Origin of the sequence: Snodgrassella sp. B3800, assembly GCF_026535865.1 — a bacterium.
GTDB lineage: Bacteria > Pseudomonadota > Gammaproteobacteria > Burkholderiales > Neisseriaceae > Snodgrassella > Snodgrassella alvi_E.
Map to the genome: position 1 here is coordinate 248,365 of NZ_JAFNPH010000001.1, position 22,697 is coordinate 271,061.

General features: G+C 43.2%; 17 protein-coding genes and 4 tRNA genes. 9 read left to right on the plus strand and 12 right to left on the minus strand.

The window, feature by feature from the left end:
* Nucleotides 1–50: 50 nt before the first annotated feature.
* The 3 genes from J3U64_RS01125 (at nt 51) to J3U64_RS01135 (ending at nt 3,674) form a co-directional block, all read left to right on the plus strand.
* Nucleotides 51–1,649 carry a peptide chain release factor 3 gene (locus J3U64_RS01125; protein WP_100140119.1) on the plus strand — a complete coding sequence of 533 codons (1,599 nt, stop codon included), beginning with the start codon at nt 51–53 and terminating at the stop codon, nt 1,647–1,649.
* A gap of 207 nt (nt 1,650–1,856) precedes the next feature.
* Entirely contained in the window at nt 1,857–2,075 is a 219-nt protein-coding gene (locus J3U64_RS01130) for a hypothetical protein (RefSeq protein WP_267408011.1), read from the plus strand.
* 297 nt (nt 2,076–2,372) lie between these two features.
* Nucleotides 2,373–3,674 (plus strand): threonine/serine ThrE exporter family protein, encoded by a 1,302-nt coding sequence (locus J3U64_RS01135; protein WP_267390237.1) that lies wholly within the window; start codon nt 2,373–2,375, stop codon nt 3,672–3,674.
* Between the two features lie 274 nt (nt 3,675–3,948).
* Here J3U64_RS01135 and J3U64_RS01140 read toward each other — a convergent pair.
* Nucleotides 3,949–4,035 (minus strand) — tRNA-Leu (locus tag J3U64_RS01140).
* 87 nt (nt 4,036–4,122) lie between these two features.
* On the opposite strand from J3U64_RS01140, the gene rnr reads away from it, so the two are divergent.
* Nucleotides 4,123–6,462: a ribonuclease R gene (gene rnr, locus J3U64_RS01145; protein ID WP_267408012.1), complete on the plus strand. Its 2,340-nt coding sequence runs from the start codon at nt 4,123–4,125 to the stop codon at nt 6,460–6,462.
* Between the two features lie 429 nt (nt 6,463–6,891).
* On the opposite strand, the gene J3U64_RS01150 is transcribed toward rnr, so the two are convergent.
* The 8 genes from J3U64_RS01150 to J3U64_RS01185 form a co-directional block, all read right to left on the minus strand.
* Nucleotides 6,892–7,464: a 50S ribosomal protein L25/general stress protein Ctc gene (locus J3U64_RS01150; RefSeq protein ID WP_267408013.1), complete on the minus strand. Its 573-nt coding sequence runs from the start codon at nt 7,462–7,464 to the stop codon at nt 6,892–6,894.
* A 63-nt stretch (nt 7,465–7,527) separates the two neighbouring features.
* On the minus strand, nt 7,528–8,514 hold the full coding sequence (locus tag J3U64_RS01155) for a ribose-phosphate pyrophosphokinase (protein WP_100140241.1): 987 nt from the start codon (nt 8,512–8,514) through the stop codon (nt 7,528–7,530).
* A gap of 559 nt (nt 8,515–9,073) precedes the next feature.
* Nucleotides 9,074–9,149, minus strand: a tRNA-Gln gene (locus tag J3U64_RS01160).
* 30 nt (nt 9,150–9,179) lie between these two features.
* A tRNA-Gln gene (locus tag J3U64_RS01165) sits at nt 9,180–9,255 on the minus strand.
* A gap of 17 nt (nt 9,256–9,272) precedes the next feature.
* Nucleotides 9,273–9,348: transfer RNA gene (locus J3U64_RS01170), tRNA-Gln, on the minus strand.
* Between the two features lie 10 nt (nt 9,349–9,358).
* The gene (ispE, locus tag J3U64_RS01175) at nt 9,359–10,210 is read right to left on the minus strand and encodes a 4-(cytidine 5'-diphospho)-2-C-methyl-D-erythritol kinase (RefSeq protein WP_267408014.1); all 852 of its coding nucleotides are present in this window, start codon (nt 10,208–10,210) and stop codon (nt 9,359–9,361) included.
* Nucleotides 10,211–10,229: 19 nt separating this feature from the next.
* Entirely contained in the window at nt 10,230–10,856 is a 627-nt protein-coding gene (gene lolB, locus J3U64_RS01180) for a lipoprotein insertase outer membrane protein LolB (RefSeq protein WP_267408015.1), read from the minus strand.
* A 186-nt stretch (nt 10,857–11,042) separates the two neighbouring features.
* Complete coding sequence (locus J3U64_RS01185) at nt 11,043–13,889, minus strand: tetratricopeptide repeat protein (RefSeq protein WP_267408016.1); 2,847 nt, start codon at nt 13,887–13,889, stop codon at nt 11,043–11,045.
* A gap of 328 nt (nt 13,890–14,217) precedes the next feature.
* Here J3U64_RS01185 and mutM point away from each other — a divergent pair, with 328 nt between their 5' ends.
* Both mutM and J3U64_RS01195 read left to right on the plus strand, forming a co-directional pair.
* Nucleotides 14,218–15,039: a bifunctional DNA-formamidopyrimidine glycosylase/DNA-(apurinic or apyrimidinic site) lyase gene (gene mutM, locus J3U64_RS01190; RefSeq protein WP_267408017.1), complete on the plus strand. Its 822-nt coding sequence runs from the start codon at nt 14,218–14,220 to the stop codon at nt 15,037–15,039.
* Nucleotides 15,040–15,051: 12 nt separating this feature from the next.
* Complete coding sequence (locus tag J3U64_RS01195; protein ID WP_267408018.1) at nt 15,052–15,864, plus strand: lysophospholipid acyltransferase family protein; 813 nt, start codon at nt 15,052–15,054, stop codon at nt 15,862–15,864.
* Between the two features lie 27 nt (nt 15,865–15,891).
* On the opposite strand, the gene pdxH is transcribed toward J3U64_RS01195, so the two are convergent.
* Nucleotides 15,892–16,524 carry a pyridoxamine 5'-phosphate oxidase gene (pdxH, locus tag J3U64_RS01200; RefSeq protein ID WP_267408363.1) on the minus strand — a complete coding sequence of 211 codons (633 nt, stop codon included), beginning with the start codon at nt 16,522–16,524 and terminating at the stop codon, nt 15,892–15,894.
* A 187-nt stretch (nt 16,525–16,711) separates the two neighbouring features.
* Here pdxH and hemA point away from each other — a divergent pair, with 187 nt between their 5' ends.
* Together hemA and prfA are read left to right on the plus strand one after the other, a co-directional pair.
* Nucleotides 16,712–17,974, plus strand: coding sequence for a glutamyl-tRNA reductase (gene hemA, locus J3U64_RS01205; protein ID WP_267390229.1), 1,263 nt, complete (start codon nt 16,712–16,714; stop codon nt 17,972–17,974).
* Between the two features lie 81 nt (nt 17,975–18,055).
* Entirely contained in the window at nt 18,056–19,138 is a 1,083-nt protein-coding gene (gene prfA, locus J3U64_RS01210) for a peptide chain release factor 1 (RefSeq protein WP_267408019.1), read from the plus strand.
* A gap of 42 nt (nt 19,139–19,180) precedes the next feature.
* On the opposite strand, the gene J3U64_RS01215 is transcribed toward prfA, so the two are convergent.
* Nucleotides 19,181–20,065, minus strand: a complete 885-nt coding sequence (locus J3U64_RS01215; protein ID WP_267408020.1) for a DMT family transporter — start codon at nt 20,063–20,065, stop codon at nt 19,181–19,183.
* 50 nt (nt 20,066–20,115) lie between these two features.
* Entirely contained in the window at nt 20,116–20,385 is a 270-nt protein-coding gene (locus J3U64_RS01220; RefSeq protein ID WP_267408021.1) for a DUF1289 domain-containing protein, read from the minus strand.
* A 232-nt stretch (nt 20,386–20,617) separates the two neighbouring features.
* Here J3U64_RS01220 and typA point away from each other — a divergent pair, with 232 nt between their 5' ends.
* Nucleotides 20,618–22,432 carry a translational GTPase TypA gene (gene typA, locus J3U64_RS01225; protein WP_100152485.1) on the plus strand — a complete coding sequence of 605 codons (1,815 nt, stop codon included), beginning with the start codon at nt 20,618–20,620 and terminating at the stop codon, nt 22,430–22,432.
* Nucleotides 22,433–22,697 lie beyond the last annotated feature (265 nt).

Genomic DNA, 22,697 nt, shown 5'->3' on the forward strand with positions numbered 1-22,697 from the left:
CAAGACGGCCGTAGCCGTCTTGTTTTATTGTTTGCAGAATATATAAAATCATGAGCCAGATTGCCCAAGAAGCGGCACGCCGCCGTACATTTGCGATAATATCCCACCCTGATGCCGGTAAAACCACCCTCACCGAAAAGCTATTACTGTTTTCTGGTGCCATTCTTTCCGCAGGTACAGTAAAAGGAAAGAAATCTGGCAAATTTGCCACTTCAGACTGGATGGAAATCGAAAAGCAACGCGGAATATCTGTAGCTTCTTCAGTAATGCAATTTGACTACCGCCAACATGTGGTCAACTTACTTGATACACCTGGACACGAAGATTTTTCTGAAGATACCTATCGTGTACTCACTGCAGTTGATAGTGCTCTGATGGTAATTGATGCGGCCAAAGGTGTTGAAGCACAAACCATCAAGCTTTTAAACGTCTGTCGTTTACGTGATACCCCTATCGTCACCTTCATGAATAAATACGATCGTGAAGTGCGGGACTCATTAGAATTGTTGGATGAAGTAGAGAATATTTTGCACATCCGCTGCGCTCCGATTACTTGGCCAATTGGAATGGGTAAAAACTTCAAAGGCGTATATCACATCCTTAACGACGAAATATATCTGTTTGAAGCTGGAGGTGAAAAACTTCCCCATGAATTTGACGTTATCAAAGGCATTGACAATCCGCGTTTAGATGAACTTTTTCCCATTGAAATCCAGCAATTACGTGAAGAAATCGAATTGGTACAAGCAGCATCCAACGAATTTGATTTAGATGCCTTTCTGCGCGGTGAACTGACACCAGTATTTTTTGGTTCTGCCATTAATAACTTTGGCATACAGGAAATTCTTAATGCTTTGATTGACTGGGCACCTGCGCCACAGCCACGGGAAACCTTAGAACGCGTTGTCGAACCAACTGAAGCCAAATTCACTGGTTTTGTCTTTAAAATTCAAGCTAATATGGATGCTAAGCACCGCGACCGTATTGCTTTTCTGCGCGTTTGTTCCGGAGAGTTTACTCGCGGTATGAAAATCAAACATCTGCGCCTGAACCGTGATATTGCTGCTTCCAGTGTGGTGACTTTTATGTCTCACACCCGCGAATTAGTTGAAGAAGCATTTGCTGGTGATATCATTGGAATTCCCAATCATGGCAATATCCAGATTGGTGATAGCTTCACTGAAGGTGAACGTCTTACCTTTACTGGTATCCCCTTTTTCGCCCCCGAGTTGTTTCGCGCAGTGCGGATTAAAAATCCATTGAAAATGAAACAGCTTCAAAAAGGATTACAACAGTTAGGCGAAGAAGGTGCCGTGCAGGTATTCCGCCCCCACAACGGTGGCGACCTTATACTTGGCGCCGTTGGCGTATTGCAATTTGAAGTAGTCACTGCCAGACTAGCAAATGAATATGGCGTTGATGCCGTATTTGAATCTGTTAGCATCTGGTCAGCACGCTGGGTATCCTGTGCAGATCGGAAAAAACTGGCCGAATTCGAAAAGGCCAACGTACTCAATCTTGCTACTGATGCCGGTGGCAACCTTACTTATCTCGCGCCCAACCGTGTTAATTTATCTTTAACTGAAGAACGCTGGCCAGATATCCGTTTCCATGAAACAAGAGAATTAACAGCGCAAATAAACGAATAACTCATTCATTTTTTAATTCAGAAAAAGCAGCTTGTCAGATTACATTACAAGCTGCTTTTTTATCACTAAAACAAATCTGAAATATCCTATGTAACTAAAGCATAAATGTTTAATAAGTCCAATTAAAACCCAATAGTATATGACGTATTATATAAAATTGAGTTAAACTACTTAATGCTTATAATAATATACCAATGGTATTCTAATATGATAAAAGATCCAGTAATTGCCGAAGAAATCAGAGATTTAATGTTTAAAATAACCAACGATTTAAACCAGACGCTTTTTAAAGTCCAGGATTGTTGTCCTGAAGAAGAATTCAGAGCTTACAGAAGAATAGTCGGAAGAATTATGGGAGAAATGCTTGATTTCCTAGAGCCTGCATTCAGGGAGCATCCCGAACTCAAACCCAAGGAATGGGATTGAAACAAACTATAAACAATTACTTATAAATAAAATGGTTAATATTGTTTTCCCTACAGAACCATTACTTATATTTAACCGGTTTTAGCCGGTTTATTAAATTCATCTTCAATAAAAATAAATCATTTTTATAATCAAATTTTAAAATAAATACTAGCAATTCATATATATATTTTTGGAATGAATCAGCAGATTTTTTTCAGCCCTACAATCAATATTAACAAGAATAATTAACCCTAATACTTTCTATAATTACAAGCGTTATAATATCGACTTACATTCTTATCAAATAAAAACATTATGCCACTACCCCTATCTTCCGATGAACTTCAGCTAAACATAAAATCTGATCTGGTATTACGTGTAGGCAAAATATGTCTGGCAGCAGGTACCGGCAGCTACCGTATCAAACAATCTATGCGCCATGTAGCCAGTATGCTGGGAGTAGAAAATCAGGCGCATATTACACTAACCGAAATCAATTCCACCTGTCGTAGTGGCAAACAGTTTAAAACCGAGGTAACCAACATACAAAGTGTAGGCATTAATACCAATAATATTCAATTACTGGAAACACTATTAATTGACATACAAAACCGTTACCAACAAATGAGCGAAAGCGAATTGATTCGTTATCTCGACCAATCTCTGGCAAAAATCGAAAACCAACCGGCCTTATATAATCTTCCACAATCTGCATTATTTGCAGCTATTGCCTGCTCATCGTTTACTTTTTTAATTGGCGGAGGGCCGGTAGAAATGCTGGGCGTATTTATTGCATCTGGCTTCGGGCAGGCTCTACGGCGTACGCTGTTACATAAGCACCTGAATCAGTTTGTCGTTACCATGCTGGCAGCTGCTGTGGCTTCAAGTTTATATTTTATGATTATCGGCATCAGCTACATATCATTAAAAATTAATATTCAACATACTGCCGGTTATATAGCTTCAATGCTGTTTCTGATACCCGGTTTTCCACTAATTACCGGGGTACTCGATTTAGCCAAACAAGACTTTTCTTCTGGAATCCAGCGTGTGGGTTATGCGGTGACAGTGATTTTTTGTGCCACTTTTGCTGCCTGGATTGTAGCAGCCGGCATACACATGGCACCAGAACCCATGCTGACTCCTACTCTGTATCCCATATGGACAGCCTTTTTTCGTTTGCTTGCCAGCTTTTTTGGCGTGCTGGGCTTTTCATTATTGTTCAATAGTCCGATTAAAACAGCTTTGACAACTGCATTTATCGGCATGTATGCCAATACTTTACGCCTAGAATTAATTGACTTTACCAACATTCCTATACAGGGAGCTTCATTAATAGCTGCTTTCATTGTTGGTCTCAGTGCGTTTTATTTTAGCCATCACAGTAAATCCCCACGTATTGCTTTGTCTGTACCGGCAGTATGTATTATGGTACCAGGAATTTATATGTTCCGAGCTATGTATTTTCTCCAGCAAAACGATATCATTAACGCCATTAACTGGGGTGCACAAGCCATGCTTATCGTACTTTCTCTGCCCCTAGGTTTGGTATTGGCACGTGTTTGCACAGATAAAGAATGGGCATTCAATCAGTTACCAGTTAATGTAAGAAAGTAGTTCAAATCTTGATATTTTCTTAATTTTATCAAACTTAATAAATATTATTCTGCAAGGAAAAAATCATTGGAATAGGCTACTGAGGATATCACATCAGACACTATTTTAATTAAACATTGAATATTCGATTTATCACCCTATCCAACTTTAATCTGAATCTGCATATACTCATTGATTAAAAGATAAGGCAATCAATGTGCCCAAAATTTTAGTTTATTACTACATAGTTAAAAAAAAGATATCCAATCGCTTGGATATCTTTTTTTTGGAATTCTGGTGCCCAGGAGAAGACTCGAACTTCCACACCATTGCTGGCACATGGACCTGAACCATGCGCGTCTACCAATTCCGCCACCTGGGCTTTTGCATATATTGCAACTTTCAGTTAAAGTATGTCTTTAGCTGAGGAAATGCATTATATATTCTCTAAAGAGATTGTCAATACTATATGAAAAAAAAATCAGATTTACGCCATCAAGACCCTTATTTAGAACGAGAATTACAGAGATATCCTAATCCTTTACCCAGCCGTGAGTGGATTATTGCCGTTTTGGAAAAAATCGGCATTCCTGTCAAAATCAATGAGCTGGCACAAAAACTCACCATTACTGAGGATGAAAAAGAATTTTTTGAGCGCCGCCTGACTGCTATGGCACGTGACGGACAAATTTTAATCAATCGTCGCGGTGCCGTCTGTGTCGCTAATAAGCTGGCTTTAGTAAAATGCCGAGTGGAAGTTCACAAGGATGATTTTGGTTTTGCAGTACCTTTAAATCCAGGTGATGGCGGTGACTTTGTACTCTATACCCGCCAGATGCGTGGGTTAATGAACGGTGACATTGTTACAGTACGACCAGCAGGCACAGATAGACGCGGTCGTCGTGAAGGTCAGGTATTGGATGTGATAGAGCGTGCCAATCGAGATGTAGTCGGCCGCCTGGCTATAGAGCATGGTGTCGCAATGCTGGTGCCAGAAGACAAGCGATTAGGAGCCAGTATTGTCCTCCAGCCTGATTCATTGGGTAAAGCCAAAACAGGACAAGTATTGGTAGCCAGAATCGAATCTTATCCTAACGCAACACAGGCTGCTGTGGCTAGGGTAATAGAACTTTTGGGGGATTATGCAGACAGTGGAATGGAAATTGAAATTGCTGTTCGCAAACATCATTTACCTTATCAATTCAGCTCAGAATGTCTGACGCAGGCAGCTAAAATACCCGATCACGTAAAGCCTACTGAGCGAAAAAACCGAGTTGATTTGCGCGAGTTGCCTTTAATCACGATTGACGGTGAAACTGCCCGAGATTTTGATGATGCTGTATATGCTGAAAAAATTGGACGTAACTATAGACTTCTGGTTGCAATTGCTGATGTCAGCCATTATGTTCAGCCCGATGATGCAATTGACCGTGATGCTCAGGAGCGCGCGACCAGTGTTTATTTCCCGCGCCGTGTCATACCCATGTTACCTGAAAATCTTTCAAACGGAATATGTTCACTTAACCCTAATGTTGAGCGTTTGTGTCTAGTCTGCGATATGGTTATCACTTATGCCGGCAATATAAAAAGTTATGAGTTTTATCCAGCTGTTATGCGTTCTCATGCGCGCCTGACATATACGCAAGCCTGGGACTGGATTAGTAATGATCAGTTTGACGATCCGCTTAAATCGCATGTAATGAATTTATATCGGCTGTATAAGATATTATTGAAAAAACGTCTGCAACGTGGTGCTGTAGAATTTGAAAGTATTGAAACGCAGATGGTTTTTAATCAGCAGGGTAAAATTGAACGAATTGTCCCAGTTGAGCGCAATGAGGCTCATCGGCTAATTGAGGAATGTATGCTGGCAGCAAATGTTTGCGCTGCAGAATTTCTTAAACAGCACAAGCACCCTACCCTGTATCGTAATCACGCTGGTCCAACCAGTGAGCGTTTAAATACATTGCGAGAACAACTTGCATTGCTTGGCTTGAGTCTGAATGGTGGCGATCATCCAACACCTAAGGATTATGCTGAGCTGAGCGAAAAAATTAAAGACAGAGCGGATCGCAATGTTATCGGTGTGATGCTATTACGCTCAATGCAGCAGGCAGTATATGAGCCTCAAAATATTGGCCATTTTGGTTTAGCATATCCTGCTTATACTCATTTTACTTCTCCGATTCGGCGCTATCCCGATCTGACTGTACATCGTGCCATCAAGGCTGTTTTACAGCATAAGCAGTATCAGCCAAAATCATGGGCTGAGCTTGGAGTACATTGCTCTTTGGCTGAGCGTAAAGCTGATAATGCGAGCCGTGATGTTGAAAACTGGCTTAAAACTTACTATATGCGTGACAAAATTGGAGAGGTATTTTCCGGTACAATTTCCGGCATGGCCAATTTTGGATTGTTTGTAACGTTAGATAATGTCTATATTGACGGTATGATCCATATCAGTGATTTGGGTGAGGATTATTTCAATTTTCATCCAGAATTAATGGCCATTATTGGAGAACGTAGCGGTATTCGATTCAAACTGGGCGATAAGGTTACCGTAAAAGTAGCACGAGCCGATCTCGATACCAGCCGAATTGATTTGGTATTAATCAGTGCCAATAGCGGTAAGCGACGCCAGAAAAATAATGCCCAAAAAATTCAGAATAAACTGAATGTCTCTTCTTCTGGAAAGACACAAAAAGTAACTAATAAAAAGCAAAAGACAAACAAACTAAATTTAGGCAAAAGCCAGCATCCAAAGTCTGAAAAACGTACACGCAGACAATCCGGCAGCAAAAAAACCTAATTCTAATTTTATCTATTATTCTTTTATTTTTTAAATAATTATTTTTAGCTGAAAAGCAGCTTAGTTGATATTGCATTTATGATAAAGCTTCTATTGTTGAATCTATGGAAGCTTTTATATTATATGTTCAAACTTACTATATCTAATGGCATCTTGGTTTTTTATTACCAATACTAGATAATAGAGAGGGTGTATAATTTTAATACTTCAATTTATCACAGAATATTTTGTATCTAACTCTTAAAAGTAAATTTTTTAAGGCCAATGATATTGGTTGGAACTTTTGATAATACAAAATCATCGGGCATTTTTATTCTGTCAGGAATACATTGATTAGAATAAGAATAATAAAGAAAAAGCCTAAGTCTGTCTTAACAGATTTAGGCTTTTTATAGATATTAAGATGCAACAGATTGAATTCTTAACAACTTATTTGTTTTTACCAGTGGCTGAAGCAATGGCCAGATTTTCTTTACGACTCAGAGCAACGCAAGTTACGCCTTCCGGTAACACCAAATCAGACAGGTGGCGGATTTCACCAGCGCTAATAGTAGCAACATCCAGTTCCAGCACCGCAGGAATATTTTTCGGCAAAGCATTTACTTCTACACTGGTAGCCAGTAGAGATACACGGCCACTCTGCAATTTTTCTGCTGGAGAAATAGCAGCGTTCAGCAGATGCAGTGGTACACGGATATTGATGGCTTTATTGGCATCAACAGCCTGAAAATCGATATGTTGTACCTGCTGTTTAAACGGATGCATTTGGAAATCACGTACGATAACGTCGTAGGTTTTACCATTTACGTCCAGCTTGATGATGGCAGTATGGAAAGCTTCTTTTTCCAGAGCATACCATAAGGTGCGGTGATCTACAGTAATGGCTACCGGCTCGGTGCCTTCACCGTACAATACAGCTGGTACTTTTCCTTCGCGACGCAGGCGGCGGCTCGCACCAGTGCCCTGAGCTTCACGGATTTCTGCTTTAATTTCGTAAGACATAACTACTCCAAGGTTAATCATGCCGTCATCGGCCGCGACCAGCTTAAGACGGCATCTGGGGGATTAAGGGAGAAACATCGCTCCCGGTATGGCCACATCTTCATTAAAGAGATATGACACGGATTCTTCGTTGCTAATACGACGTACGGTTTCAGCCAATAAGCCTGAAATGCTTACCTGACGAATTCGTTCACAATTCTGAGCAGCTACGGATAGTGGAATGGTATCGGTTACCACCACCTGATCGATTTCCGATGATGCTATACGCTCAATGGCTTCACCAGAAAATACTGGATGTGTAGCATAGGCCAATACACGTTCGGCACCACGTTCTTTTAATGCAGAAGCTGCTTTACACAAGGTATTGGCCGTATCAATCATATCGTCAATAATCAGACAGGTACGATTCTGGATTTCACCAATCACATTCATGACTTCTGCTACATTAGCTTTGGGACGACGTTTATCAATAATGGCTAAGTCAGTACCCAAAGTTTTGGCCACAGCTCGCGCACGAACTACTCCGCCGATATCAGGGCTGACTACAGTGAGATTATCAATGCGCTGTTTTTCAATATCATGCACCAGAATCGGGGTAGCATAGATATTGTCAACTGGTATATCAAAAAACCCCTGAATCTGATCGGCATGCAGGTCCACGGTGAGCACGCGGTCGATACCAGCAGAATACAGCATATTGGCTACCAGTTTGGCTGAAATCGGTACCCGCACTGAACGTGGACGACGATCCTGACGAGCATAGCCAAAATAAGGAATGGCAGCGGTAATCCTGCCAGCAGAGGCACGTTTGAGTGCATCAGCCATGGTAAGGATTTCCATCAGGTTGTCATTAGTTGGCGCACAGGTGGACTGTACGATAAATACATCGCGCCCACGTACATTTTCCAGTAACTCAACTGCGATTTCGCCATCTGAAAACTTTCCTACAGAGGCTCTTCCCAATGAAATGTCCAAATGTCTGGCTACGTTATTAGCCAGCTCTGGGTTCGCATTGCCGGTAAACACCATCAAACTGTCGTATGCTGCCATTTCTGTTGTACCTGAATCCTGTTTTGGTTTGCTTTGGTTTGTGTGAGGTAGATTAAACATTAATCTATGGCTTTCTTCGCACCTAGAATACAGGTGCTTTGTCATCAAACAAGTAGGGCATAATTTTCAGATCAAGCAATTTTACTTACTCTATCAGCTATTATGCTTTCTCGTTACCTTTAATTTAAAAGTAATCACCACTTCTTTTGAAAATATTTGCCGGTATGTAATGGTTTGCTGCAGTATCAGGTGTGAATCAGGTTTCATCAGCGGATATTAGTCATTGCAGATAGCAGCATGATAAACAACCATATCCCTATCACGGTAACTGAATCTGTATGTTTTGCAATCCTTTAACCGGTTTGTCTACCACTAAATTATAAACGTTTATTCCTTGATGCAATTTCGTTGCGTCTAATCGATGCCTGTTTTGCATCAACCAGACTATGCAAGCAGCAGATTATACCACTTTTGGCGGGGTAATCATGCTTTTACTCAATGGTTTGTCATTTAAACATTAAATAAGCGTGTAAGTAGACCTTACACGCTTATCTGAATTTGGCTGGGGAGGTAGGATTCGAACCTACGCATACCGGAATCAGAATCCGGGGTCTTAACCACTTGACGACTCCCCAAAATGGTTTACTACTATATTATTCCAAGTGTGGCTGGGGAGGTAGGATTCGAACCTACGCATACTGGGATCAAAACCCAGTGTCTTAACCACTTGACGACTCCCCAGTGTTTATATTAACAACTGGCTGGGGAGGTAGGATTCGAACCTACGCATACTGGGATCAAAACCCAGTGTCTTAACCACTTGACGACTCCCCAACAACACACATCATTGATAAAACGGATGCCTCGTCAGGGAAGCAACACAATACGCCTGATGCGCGTCAGAAACTTTATTGTAAACAGCTTGAGCGGCACTTTCAGAATCAAATGACAAAAATACACATGCTCCAGAACCACTCATCATGGGTGAACCATACTCAGCCAAAGCTTCAAATGCTTCCCTTACCGCTGGATACTCAGCTAAAACAACGCTCTGCATATCATTGCGCCAGTGCTGTCCTGCTTGGAAGTCTGGCATTATGCGTGGCTTGGAATTTCGTGTCAAGTCTTTATGTGCAAAAATTTTCGCTGTACTGATATGCACTGGTGGCTTGATAATCACATACCATTGTTTTGGCAAGCATATAGGTACCAAGTCTTCACCAATACCGCGTGCAAATGCATTCTGTCCGAAAATAAAAAATGGCACATCAGCACCTAGTTGTACGCCCAAATGTAGTAACTGGTTTTTAGTTAGATTCAGTTGCCAGAGGCGATTGAGTGCCATTAACACCACTGCCGCATCAGCACTACCCCCTCCCAGTCCTCCACCTATGGGAATCTGTTTGTTTAGCCAAATGTCTGCTCCCTGCTCGATGCCGGTATGGCCGCGCAGCAATTGTGCAGCACGTACACATAAATCCTGCTGAGATTCGACACCAGATACGGGCGTATGCATGGTTATGCTGCCATTGGTGTTTTTTCTAAGCCAGATATGGTCATACAGTGCTATTAAGGTGAAAATGGTTTCAAGCAAATGATAGCCGTCTGCGCGGCGACCGATAATGCGTAAATCCAGATTCAGTTTGGCAGGTACCAAGAAATGGCTGGCATCAGCCGCTGGCTGAAAATTATCCATATTATGCTAATTCCTGAGTTCAGGATGTTTTATGCCGTAATTCACATTTGGTTGATGATTGGCTTGGAGTATCAGTATATTCATCAAAAACTAGCCTGATATCAAAACGTGCATTATTCAGCTCTACAATATGGGGACTACGGCTATTTATTTGCGGCTGACGCTGAATAATCCAGCCAGACTGTTTGAGTTTGCCGTCGGGTAGTAGCTGGTAGGGTTCATTCTCAATCCAGTATCCTTGTACCCATTGGTTGAGATGATCAAAGGGTAGTACAAATCCAAGCATACGTTGGCTTAATTCTTCAATGCTGCTGGCGGAAAAAACTTGACCTTTGCTGTCTTCAGCAATAACGCCGTCGCTGTCCTGACATAAAACCCCTACACTATTGCCCAGAGGTGTTTTTACTTCGATGGTTTGTATTAAACCTAAATTCTGCCAACTGAAGTTGGCATAGGTTCCTTTTCCCTGATCTTTGATTGCAAGCCGGCCTGAACTATCAAATCCGGATAATGTCTGCTCGTGACCTGCCTGCCAGTCCGAGGTAGTGGTAATTTTCTCTGGTGCCATGCTGTTACAGGCGCTTAAAGCTAAGCTTATAACGGCCGCTGATAGCTGAAGACATGGTTTGCGCAGCAATGAATACATAATATTCCGTTCTGGTTCCTAGTATCGTTTATATATCAATATGGTTTGATTACTAAGCTGATATTCTGGATACAGTCTGCCTGTTAATCAAATGCAGCCGCATATATTGCCATTGCGGTAGCTTCTTTGGAAGTTCAATTAAAATCTGGCTTTCAGACTCATTTTAACTAATAGTCTGATTAAGGTTTATTTACTTTGCTCTGTCTGCTCTGATGCTGCTTTGTCTGACAGGCTGGCCGGATTGACAGCAAATTTTTTTAAGGTCTGCTGTAAATCTTTTTGGTCAGAATCCTGATAAGTCAGGCCTTGTGCCCAAACCTGCTTTGCCTGCTGTTGTTCACCCATTTGCCAAAGGACTTCTCCCAAATGTGCAGCAATGGCACTTTCTTTTGTATTGCCATAGGCAGTACGCAGCAAAGGTAAAGCTTTTTTGGAATCACCATTAAGGTAATACGCCCAGCCCAGACTATCTTGAATAGCGTAAGAATCTGGTTCAATCTGATAGGCATGTTGCAGAATGGTTAGTGCCTTAGCCCAATGACGTTTTGACATACTCAGCATGGTATAGCCTAATGCGTTGTAGCCTTCTGCATCATCCGGTTTCAATTCGGTATAGGCACGAAAATCCTTGATTGCTTTTTTTGGCTGATCAAGTTTTTCTGCATAAGTTATTCCGCGGAAATAGAGTATAAGCACTACCGGCAAATTGTTTTTTGTAACGATGGCCTTTTTCTGTGCCTCTTCTAGTTGCTGAGTCAGTTTACGCACATATGCTTTGGGTTCAAGCGTTTTAGAATCAATGTATATGGATAGAGCCTGTGGTAAGAATACGCCTTCAAAATACAGCGGTTGTTTACTCTGATTCATGCGCTGAAGCCACTGCTGAGCTGCAGCCAAATTATTTTGTTCCACTTCAAGCATACCCATCAGATATGCTTTATCTGTGGCAAATTTATTGTCGGTAACTTTACTTAGCCATTCACGTGTAGCAGGAAGATTTTTTTCAGAAAAATAGCGTGAGGCTGCCATATATGCTGCTTCACTGCGCTGAGTTGCATTTCCTGTCTGCATTACTTTGTTGATGTTGTCGATAAATGCGGCAGATGTACGTTCGTCATTAGAATATAAAGCACTGGCTTGTTGCAGGTAAAAATCCACATTTGACTGTGATGCTTCTTTTTTCGCTGTATTTAGCGGCAGGCTGTCTGGCTTGATACCATGTTTATTTAGAATCTGAGTCAGTATTTTACGGTCGCTTTTAGGCTTAAGCCAGCCTTGAGACCATATTCGACGTGCATCTGATTCTCTGCCCAGATGCCAGTATACTTCGCCCAAATGGGCAGCCACTTCACTTTCCGGCTGCTGCTGATACGCATACTCAAGCAAAGGCAAGGCTTTCTGAGCATTACCATTTAAATAATACGCCCAGCCCAGACTGTCGTTGACAGCAGGGGACTGACTACTTAAGGCGTAAGCGCGCTCAAGCAGTACCTGAGCTTCGTGCCAGTTTTCTTTCGGCAAACTCAGTAAGGTATAGCCTAACGCATTCAGGCCATCTACTTGATCTGGCCGCATTTGTACAAAGCGGCGCATATCGGCAACGGCTTTGGCTGGCTCGTTAAGTTTATCTGCGTATAACAAGCCACGCAGAAGTAATAAAGGTGGCACATTTTCTGTGCGCTCTTTTGAATTCCCCTGCTCTGCTTTGGCCAACATTTTATTCAGATATTGTTCGTACTGTCGGCTGGTGAGTGAAGAGCTGTTAACGAATGTTTGTAGTCGTAATAAATCGGTCGCGCTGAAGAAAATCCCCGGATTTTTGCTTGCCTGAGCTTTGTTCAACCATTTCTGCGCAGCTGACCAGTGTTTTTCTTCCGCTTCGAGTGAACACATCATAAGCGCTTGATCAAAAGCAAATTGGGGATCATCAGCTTTTGCCACCCATGCACGTGATGCTGCTAGGTTGTGTTCATCATAATAGCGCATAGCTACCATGATTGCCGCTTTACTGCGCTGATTGCGGTTACCCAGTTCGGCTATTTTTTCAGCATAAGAAGCAATAGTAGCGGTGTCCGCTTTCTGACTAACGGCGAGGAATGCAGCCTGCAAATAAAGATCGGCACTTTTGCTTCTGGCCAGCAAAGGTTGCAGGGTCTGATAGGCTTGCTGCAATTTGTTATTTTTGATAAGTAACTCTATATATAAACTTTGCCATTTAGAAGGCATACTATCTACACCGGTTTGCTGATAAAAATCCAGCAGATATTGTGGCTGTTTAATATTTATTAAGTTTAGAGTGAGTTGGCTAGCCGGAAAAATATCGCTATCTAAACGTACCAGTGCCTGTAATGCTTTGATGGTCTGCTCTTCATGTGCACCGGTTACCCCATAGATGGCATCAGCAATCATAGCTTCGGCCATCTCAGGATGTAATACTGCGGTTTTGTGGATTGGCGTATTCAGTTCATCCGAGGCATTCAAGTGGTTCAAGCGAAATTGTGCCAGTTTTAAAAACAGGCGACGCAGCTGATAATCGTTGGCATGAGATAAAACGGCGTCTGTGTTTTTGACTACTTGCGGGAAATCGTTTTTGGCCAATGCCAGCTCCCACAACAGGCGCTGTCTAGCAGGAGTTTCATTTGGTTCGATTTGCTTCCAGCGCTCAGCAATAGCTTGCGCTTCGGCTATTTTATTGGATCCAAGAGCCATTTCCATAGCACGTTCAGCAACTTCAGGCTCCTGTGTATGTTCGAGCATGCGCATGTCTGTTGCCAATGCGATATCGCTTTTTCCCTGCGAATAAATAAGTTCGCTAGCAAAGAGGGTGAAGATGTCATTAGCACGGCTAGCAATAGTAAGACGCCTTTGTAGTGATTCAGCATCATCGGGTGAAGTAATTTGGTTTACCCGCTCTATTCTGGTCTGAATCGAGGGTATTGATATCGGCCGTTCTTGAGTATTGCCCGCATTAGCCGCACTGATGGCGATTAAGCTCATAACAATCGGGGTAAGGCGATGAATCCAACGAGGCATTAAACTTCTCCAAATATGCTGATCAGTTGTTGTAAAGACTGATTTTAAACTAATAACAATTCTATTACGGTATGGGCTGTTTCGATTTATTCAGCTAAATCAGATGTCTGTTCATTTATGTTATGCAGACAATCTTGAAAACCGGCCGTTGCCCGCTTAATAACTATTTTTCATTGCGGTAAAGTAATTTGCTACTTTACCACAGACATTTTTGGCTGCGCATACATCTAACAGTTTTATCTTACTGCCCATGGCAGAGGTATACACTTTCAAATTTATTTTCATGATGATATTGTGTCGATTTTATTCAGAATTTTATCATTAAATTATGCCCGAACTTCCTGAAGTTGAAACCACTCTGCGAGGAATTGCGCCTTATATTGTGAATCAGACTATTGACTGTGTTGAAGTGCGACAGCCACAGTTGCGCTGGCCGGTGATGGAGAATCTGAGTGCGCAACTTGAGGGTGAAATAGTTGTTTCGGTGAAACGGCGGGCAAAATATCTGTTAATTGGATTAGTTTCAGGAACCTTGATTATTCATTTAGGTATGTCTGGAAGCCTGCGTATTTTTACTGACTCCAGCGCGCCAGCAGTGAAAAAACATGACCATCTGGATATTATGTTTACTAATGGCACTTTGCTGCGCTTTCATGATCCCAGACGCTTTGGGGCGGTCTTGTGGTTTGTTGGCGTAGTTGAACACCATCCTCTATTGGCTAATTTAGGACCAGAACCTCTAAGTGAAAAATTTAATGAGGAATATTTGCAGCAAAAACTGGCTAAACAAAAGCGAGCGATTAAACTGGCAATTATGGATAATCATACGGTGGTGGGTGTAGGCAATATTTACGCCAATGAGGCACTATTTCGCTCCGGCATTCATCCTGCAGCCGCCGCCATGAGCTTAAACAAAATTCAGGTTAATGCACTGACTAGAGCTATCAAGCAAATATTGGAGGAAGCAATTAATGCTGGTGGGAGTACGCTGCGCGATTTTGTAAACAGTGCTGGTAATAGTGGCTATTTTCAGTTACAACATTATGTATACGGACGAGCTGGAGAACCGTGTTTAAAATGCGGCCATCCGATTGAGAAAATGGTATTGGGGCAACGTAGCAGTTTTTATTGCCCTCATTGCCAAAAATAACGATAAATAACAATGACATCATCAAAATCTACTTCTTTTTTTACCCGCTATAAACGTATTTTTAAATTGGCATTGTGGCTACGACAAACCATCAGACGGGTTAATCATTTTGAGCAACTCAGTGCAACCGAACGGAATGGAGAACTGGTTTCCATTGGAAGAAATTTGCTCAACATACTTCATATTAAGGTAGAACCGCAACAACCTCTACCAAATACAGCCAGTATGCCGTGGCTGACTGTGGCTAATCATGTGAGTTGGTTGGATATATTTGTGCTGATGGCCTATATACCAGGCGGGTATATTGCCAAACAAAGTATTCAGTCGTGGCCTGTATTGGGCAAACTTGCTACTAATGGTGGTACCGTCTACATTAACAGGCTGTCACGGCAGGATATTAGCCCTGTGATTAAAGCTATCAAAGAAGCTTTGCTGCAAGGCAGAAATGTGCTCTTTTTTCCCGAAGCGTACACCTCTGAAGGTTTGACCACCTTACCCTTTAAAGCTGCTCTATTTCAAGCCGCCATTGATGCAAATCGGCCGGTAATGTCTGTTGCCATACGTTATTACGATACACAGGCCAAACGCACACCTAAAGTAGCCTTTGCCGGTAAAACCAGTTTGCTGCGCAGTCTGTGGAACATAGTTTCGATACCTGAAATTACAGTAAAAGTGGATTTTGCTGAACCACTAATGATTACAGAAAATCAACATGCAGATCGTTTTCAACTTAAAACGATGGCAGAAGAATTTATTCAGCAGAAAGTTCTGAGCGACAGCCCGCTGGCTACAACTTTCGCAAACAAAATGAACCGTGAGCAATAGTATTAACTAGAAAAATGTCAGCAAATTCTATGGTGCTAATCGCTGCTTAATCCATAGGCCTTTTTCTCGCATATACTGAACACGGTCATGCAGACGGCTAGGTCTTCCCTGCCAAAACTCCACAAGATCAGGCTCGACCAGATACCCACCCCAATGCGGAGGACGTGGTACGTTCAGCAAGTATTTTGCTCCAAACGCAGCGGCACGAGACATCAGCACGGCTTTGCTACTGATAACCGAACTTTGCTCACTTGCCCAGGCTCCGATACGGCTGCTGTAGGGACGGGAACGGAAATAAGCATCAGAATCTTCAGCAGCTAGCTGCAGTACTACGCCCTCCACCCGCACCTGACGTTCCAGCTCTGGCCAAAAAAAAGTCAGTGCAGCATAGGGATGCTGGCTTAAAGCACGACCCTTACGGCTGTGATAATTGGTAAAGAACACAAAGCCCTTTTCGGTCACTTCTTTTAATAATACGATGCGCGCATTGGGACGGCCATGTTGATCCACTGTAGCCACATTCATCGCAGTAGGTTCATTCACTTTGGCATGTATGGCTTCTGTTAGCCACTTTTGAAACTGTTCTAGTGGATGAGCACAACAATCGGCTTCACTAAGTGACTGTTGGCTGTAATCCTGACGTATGTCATGCAAATCCAGATTATTCATAGTATTAATTTATACACGCAAAAATGATGATAGCAGTGCAAGACCGTCTTGCTGATTTTTCGGTACTAATAGCGTATAATTGAGCGCTTTAACAGCTTTATATTTAATCGTAATATAAAGTCTGGTTGGCAATTATCCTACCCGCCGCAGCGGGTAAACGCAAATAACTTCAGGCAACATGTCTTTAACCGTTATCGGACTTAATCACCAAACAGCTCCTGTTTCTGTGCGCGAACGTCTGGCCTTTCCGGCTGCTGTACTGTCAGAAGCACTGTGTTCACTCGGCTGTCAGACAAATATTGCTGAAGCGATGATCTTGTCCACCTGTAATCGCACCGAAATCTATTGTATTGGAGATGCTGACGCTGCCATACAGTGGTTGGCCAGTTATCATCAGTTACCATTCACAGAATTCGCACCTTATCTGTACAGACTGCACGATGTGCAGGCCATACAGCATGCTTTTCGGGTAGCTTGCGGTCTGGATTCCATGGTACTGGGTGAACCACAGATTCTGGGACAGCTTAAAGAAGCAGTGCGCATAGCTCGCTGTCAACATACTTTACACCAGCACCTGAATGCATTATTTGAAAAAACCTTTGCAGCAGCCAAAGAGATTCGCAATGAAAGTGCCGTTGGTGAAAATTCAGTGTCCATGGCGGCGGCAGCGGTGAAAATGGCTGCACAGATATTTCCTGATATTGCCGCGTTGAATGTGTTAATGGTGGGTGCCGGTGAGATGATTGAGCTAGTGGCTACCTATTTTGCTGCAGAGCATCCGCGACGCCTTACGGTACTTAATCGCACACTAACCAGAGCTCAGGAGTTGTGCAGCAAATTGAATAACGGTGCTAATGCCCGTATTCTGACGGACTTACCTGATATCCTGCCCGAATACGATGTGGTGGTGTCCTCCACTGCCAGCCCGTTTCCGGTCATTGGCAAAGGCTTGGTCGAACGGGCACTTAAACTACGGCGCGGTATGCCTGTATTTCTGCTTGATTTAGCTGTGCCGCGTGACATCGAGACTGAAGCCGGCGAGCTCAACGATGCTTATCTATATACTGTGGACGATATGGTCAGTATTGTGCAGCATGGGCAGGCTGCCCGACAGCAAGCTGCCGCAGCTGCAGAAAAAATGGTGGCTTCCAAAGTGGCTGAATTTATTGCCTGGCAGCAGACACGCAGCAGTGCACCCTTGATTTGCGCTTTGCGTAGCCAAGGCGAAGAACAGCGCTGCAAAGTGGTAGCTAAGGCTATGCGCCGCTTGCGTAATGGCACAGCAGTTGAAGAAGTATTGCAACGTCTGAGCCATGAACTTACCAATACTCTCCTGCATGCCCCTACTCGTGCGCTGAATAAAGACAGCCAGCAACATCCTGAGCTGGCAAAGGCCATTAGTTTGATTTATCACCTGAATGATTCACATTTACAGCAGTAAATGTAATTCAGCAATAGGTTTGCAGTAGTACTCACCCAAAGTTTCAATTGATTAAAAGTTTAAATAATTACAGGATTCCAGATGAAACCTTCATTGATAGAAAAGTTACAGCACCTGACAGAACGTCTGGAGGAAGTAACCGAATTGCTGGCTTCTCCTGATGTTACCAACGATATAGACGAATATCGTCGCCTCACTCGTGAACATGCAGAACTCACGCCGGTGGTGGATACATACCGCCAGTACACACAAGCGCAAACTGATCTGACAGCTGCTGAAGAAATGCTGACAGACCCAGAATTAAAAGAATTTGCAGCAGAAGAAATTACCCATGCGCGCAATCAGATTGCTCAGTTAGATGGTGAACTGCAAAAACTGCTCTTACCTAAAGATGAAGACGACGATAAAAATATATTTATCGAAATCCGTGCCGGTACCGGCGGTGATGAAGCAGCTTTGTTTGCAGGTGATTTGATGCGCATGTATACCCGTTTTGCCGAACGTATGGGCTGGCAGGTAGAAATTGTATCAGCCAGTGAAAGCGACTTGGGCGGATATAAGGAAGTGATTGCACGTATTGCCGGCATGAATGTATACAGCCAGCTCAAATTCGAATCAGGCGGACATCGAGTACAACGTGTACCGACTACTGAAAGTCAAGGCAGAATACATACTTCAGCCTGCACCGTAGCCATCATGCCCGAAGCTGACGAAGTTGCGGAAGTACAGTTGAATCCGAATGATTTGCGTATTGATACCTTCCGTGCATCCGGCGCTGGCGGACAGCATATCAATAAAACCGATTCGGCCGTACGTATCACCCATCTACCCACCGGTATGGTAGTAGAATGTCAGGATGGCCGTTCACAACATGCGAATAAAGCACAGGCAATGAAGGTACTTGCTTCACGCTTATACGAACAGCAGAAGCATGCAGCTCATGCCAAAGAAGCAGCCGAGCGCAAAAGTCTGATTGGCAGTGGTGACCGCAGTGAGCGCATACGCACGTACAATTACCCTCAAGGACGGGTCACAGACCATCGCATTAATCTTACTTTACATAAACTTGATTTTATTATGGACGGTGATTTAAGCGAATTGACACAGGCACTGATAGCCGAGCATCAGGCTCAGCAGCTAGCGCAGCTTAGCAATGCCAGCTAAAGCATAAAAAAGCTGTTCTGGTACACCAGAACAGCTTTTATTTTACATACCTGGCAAAATTGAATGGAGACTGCTGCCGTAAAACAGAAACCAGATAGCAGCTATGGCCAGCACAATACCCGCTAGATTCATGCCATTAATTTTTTCTTTAAATATCAAAGCACCAATTACCGTAGCTAGCGTAATCACACCTAGATTCATACCAGCAAATACCAGTGACGGGTTCTGCTGAAACTGCTGATGAGCACGAATATAAAACAAAATATTAGCAAAATTCAGACAGCCCAGTAGTAAACCGGCCAGAATACTGGCTGCATTCCAGACTGTTCGGCGTAAAAGCAAATAGCCTATAATCAGCACAGCAGCCAAAATAAATGCTATCAGCAAAGTAGGGGCAAAAGCTGTGCCACTTTTAGCCATCTGCTTAAATAAAATATCCGTAGTGCCATAACACAGCCACACCCCGAAAAGACAGCCTGCGGTACTGAAAAAACCACCCTTTTGCTTACTTTTAGGCGATTTTTCGCGATAAAGTAACGACAGCAAAGCCATCAGAGCTAGTGCAATCCCAATTATTTTATTATTACTCAGGCTTTCACCAAACCATATAAAAGCCGCCAGTATAGGTAAAAATAACGAAAGGCGCTGTGCCGCATCTGTTTTAACCATACCGGCCTGCTCAATGGCTTTGCCCAACACAATAAAGCCTAGTGGCAGCCCGATACCCAGTGCAAGAAAAATTATCCAGTGGTGGGCATAAACTTGCCAGTCTGATAACTGTGGATGCAGAAACAACCAACTGCATAGAGCGGCAACTGGATAACCCACCGCTACCGCCTGAGCAATAACCACTCCATTTCTACGTGCTACTTTCAGCAATACGGATACAGCCACACTACATAAGATACTGATAATCAGAAAATGCATTTTTTCCCCTAAAACAAAATTTAGCGCAGATTAACAGCTTATTCAGAAATTTAAAAATCAAAATCCGCCTGTATCCATAATTTTTCTATTAAACTGTCCTTGTCTTCACCAACTTGTTGTGACTGCTGCAACAGTTGTTCAAGCTTACGCCGGCGCAATTGACATAAACGCAGTACCTGCTGCTTCTGCCTATCAGAAAATTTTAACCAATACAGACGCTCATCCCTACTGCGCAGGCAACCTTTGCAATAGCCTTTTTGATTACTTTCACATACACCGCGACAGGGGCTCGGAATAACAAAAAATTCCAACTGTTCCATTACGCAGATTCCTATATATAAAACAATACAGCATTCGTAGATAGCCTCTTTAGCCGACAAAGCACAATAGACGCTTCATGGCTATAACCTAGCAGCAGTCGAAACAAATCCGCGCGATTAAGATTAGCAGACAGCCTGATTTTGCTAAAAATTCCACGAAAAGCAGAGTAAATGTTATAATTCAAGGTTAATTTACCTCTGAATAGCAAATACAACTAGGTTACACACCCCCATGAGTAAAAAAATTCGCAATATTGCCATTATCGCACACGTCGACCACGGCAAAACCACACTGGTAGACCAGTTACTACGCCAGTCTGGTACATTTCGTGCCAACCAGCAAGTAGACGAGCGGGTAATGGACAGCAACGATCTAGAAAAAGAGCGTGGCATTACCATTCTGGCTAAAAATACTGCCATCGAATATGAAGGCTATCACATTAATATCGTCGATACCCCGGGACACGCTGATTTCGGCGGTGAAGTAGAACGCGTACTGGGCATGGTAGACTGCGTACTACTACTGGTCGATGCACAGGAAGGCCCGATGCCGCAAACCCGCTTTGTCACCAAAAAAGCACTGGCACTGGGATTAAAACCGATTGTGGTTATCAACAAAATTGATAAGCCTAGTGCACGTCCAAACTGGGTAATCGACCAGACTTTCGAACTTTTTGACAAACTGGGTGCCACAGACGAACAGCTCGACTTTCCCATTGTTTATGCTTCCGGTTTGACTGGCTTTGCTAAACTGAATGAAGAGGACGAATCCAACGACATGCGTCCGCTGTTTGAGACCATTCTCAAATATACACCTGAACCGGCCGGCGATGCCGACCAACCTTTGCAATTGCAGATTTCCCAGCTGGATTATGACAATTACACCGGCCGTCTCGGTATTGGCCGTATTCTGAACGGACGCATAAAACCGGGTCAGGTAGTGGCTATTATGAATGAAGACCAGCAGATTGGTCAGGGAAGAATCAATCAGCTACTTGGCTTTAAAGGTCTAGAGCGCATTCCACTACAGGAAGCAGAAGCTGGTGATATCGTCACCATTTCCGGACTAGAAGATATTGGTATCGGCGTCACCATCGCAGATCGCGAACAGCCACAAGGCTTACCAATGCTCAGCGTGGACGAACCTACTCTTACCATGGACTTTATGGTAAATACCAGCCCTCTGGCCGGTACAGAAGGCAAATTCGTTACCAGCCGTCAGATTCGCGAACGTTTGCAGAAAGAACTGCTGACTAACGTTGCTCTGCGGGTGGAAGACACCGCCGACGCCGATGTTTTCCGCGTTTCCGGCCGTGGCGAACTGCATCTAACCATTCTGATTGAAAACATGCGCCGCGAAGGTTATGAGCTAGCCGTGGGCAAACCACGCGTAGTATTCCGCGAAATCGACGGCGTAAAATGCGAACCCTACGAAAATCTGACTGTCGATGTAGAAGACAACACCCAGGGCGCTGTCATGGAAGAGTTGGGTCGCCGCCGTGGTGAACTTACCAATATGGAAAGTGATGGTAAAGGACGCACTCGCCTAGAATACCGTATTCCAGCCCGCGGCCTGATTGGTTTTCAGGGCGAATTCATGACCATGACTCGTGGTCAGGGACTGATGAGCCATGTATTTGATAACTACGCACCGGTGAAGGCAGAAATTCCCGGCCGTCGTAATGGCGTACTGGTTTCACAAGAACAAGGTGACGCTGTTGCCTATGCACTGTGGAATCTTGAAGACCGCGGCCGCATGTTTATCAATCCGGGCGAGAAAATTTACGAAGGTATGATTATTGGCATCCATAGCCGTGACAACGACCTAGTAGTCAACCCGCTGAAAGGCAAAAAACTGACCAATGTCCGTGCCTCCGGTACCGATGAAGCTGTACGCCTTACTCCGCCGGTTTTAATGTCTTTGGAAGCAGCAGTAGAATTCATTGATGATGATGAACTAGTAGAAATCACTCCTCAGACCATTCGCCTGCGTAAACGTTATCTAAGCGAGCAGGAACGGCGCAAACACTTTAAAAAATTGGATTGATTCCGACCTTTCCAGCACAACAGGCAGCCACAAAATGGCTGCCTGTTTCAGCATTTACACAATAAAAAAAGTTCGCATACCATTATATGGGATTCACCTTCATCGCTGATTGCTGATCACAGCTTCAACAGCAAAATAAGTTTAAGAAGAGAATCATGGAGTTTTCATATATGCATACTTTTCCAACGGCCACTGCGTCCGGAACAGACATCAATATACAAATACCATTTCTAACTGCTACAATTATTGGTTAGTCCTAACCGAT

What these genes read in the sequence shown, in the direction of transcription:
- J3U64_RS01125 (WP_100140119.1), top strand. Translation starts at nt 51, where the DNA reads ATGAGCCAGATTGCCCAAGAAGCGGCACGCCGCCGTACATTTGCGATA.
- J3U64_RS01130 (WP_267408011.1), top strand. Translation starts at nt 1,857, where the DNA reads ATGATAAAAGATCCAGTAATTGCCGAAGAAATCAGAGATTTAATGTTT.
- J3U64_RS01135 (WP_267390237.1), top strand. Translation starts at nt 2,373, where the DNA reads ATGCCACTACCCCTATCTTCCGATGAACTTCAGCTAAACATAAAATCT.
- rnr (WP_267408012.1), top strand. Translation starts at nt 4,123, where the DNA reads ATGAAAAAAAAATCAGATTTACGCCATCAAGACCCTTATTTAGAACGA.
- J3U64_RS01150 (WP_267408013.1), bottom strand. Translation starts at nt 7,464, where the DNA reads ATGTCTTACGAAATTAAAGCAGAAATCCGTGAAGCTCAGGGCACTGGT.
- J3U64_RS01155 (WP_100140241.1), bottom strand. Translation starts at nt 8,514, where the DNA reads ATGGCAGCATACGACAGTTTGATGGTGTTTACCGGCAATGCGAACCCA.
- ispE (WP_267408014.1), bottom strand. Translation starts at nt 10,210, where the DNA reads ATGGATAATTTTCAGCCAGCGGCTGATGCCAGCCATTTCTTGGTACCT.
- lolB (WP_267408015.1), bottom strand. Translation starts at nt 10,856, where the DNA reads ATGTATTCATTGCTGCGCAAACCATGTCTTCAGCTATCAGCGGCCGTT.
- J3U64_RS01185 (WP_267408016.1), bottom strand. Translation starts at nt 13,889, where the DNA reads ATGCCTCGTTGGATTCATCGCCTTACCCCGATTGTTATGAGCTTAATC.
- mutM (WP_267408017.1), top strand. Translation starts at nt 14,218, where the DNA reads ATGCCCGAACTTCCTGAAGTTGAAACCACTCTGCGAGGAATTGCGCCT.
- J3U64_RS01195 (WP_267408018.1), top strand. Translation starts at nt 15,052, where the DNA reads ATGACATCATCAAAATCTACTTCTTTTTTTACCCGCTATAAACGTATT.
- hemA (WP_267390229.1), top strand. Translation starts at nt 16,712, where the DNA reads ATGTCTTTAACCGTTATCGGACTTAATCACCAAACAGCTCCTGTTTCT.
- prfA (WP_267408019.1), top strand. Translation starts at nt 18,056, where the DNA reads ATGAAACCTTCATTGATAGAAAAGTTACAGCACCTGACAGAACGTCTG.
- J3U64_RS01215 (WP_267408020.1), bottom strand. Translation starts at nt 20,065, where the DNA reads ATGCATTTTCTGATTATCAGTATCTTATGTAGTGTGGCTGTATCCGTA.
- J3U64_RS01220 (WP_267408021.1), bottom strand. Translation starts at nt 20,385, where the DNA reads ATGGAACAGTTGGAATTTTTTGTTATTCCGAGCCCCTGTCGCGGTGTA.
- typA (WP_100152485.1), top strand. Translation starts at nt 20,618, where the DNA reads ATGAGTAAAAAAATTCGCAATATTGCCATTATCGCACACGTCGACCAC.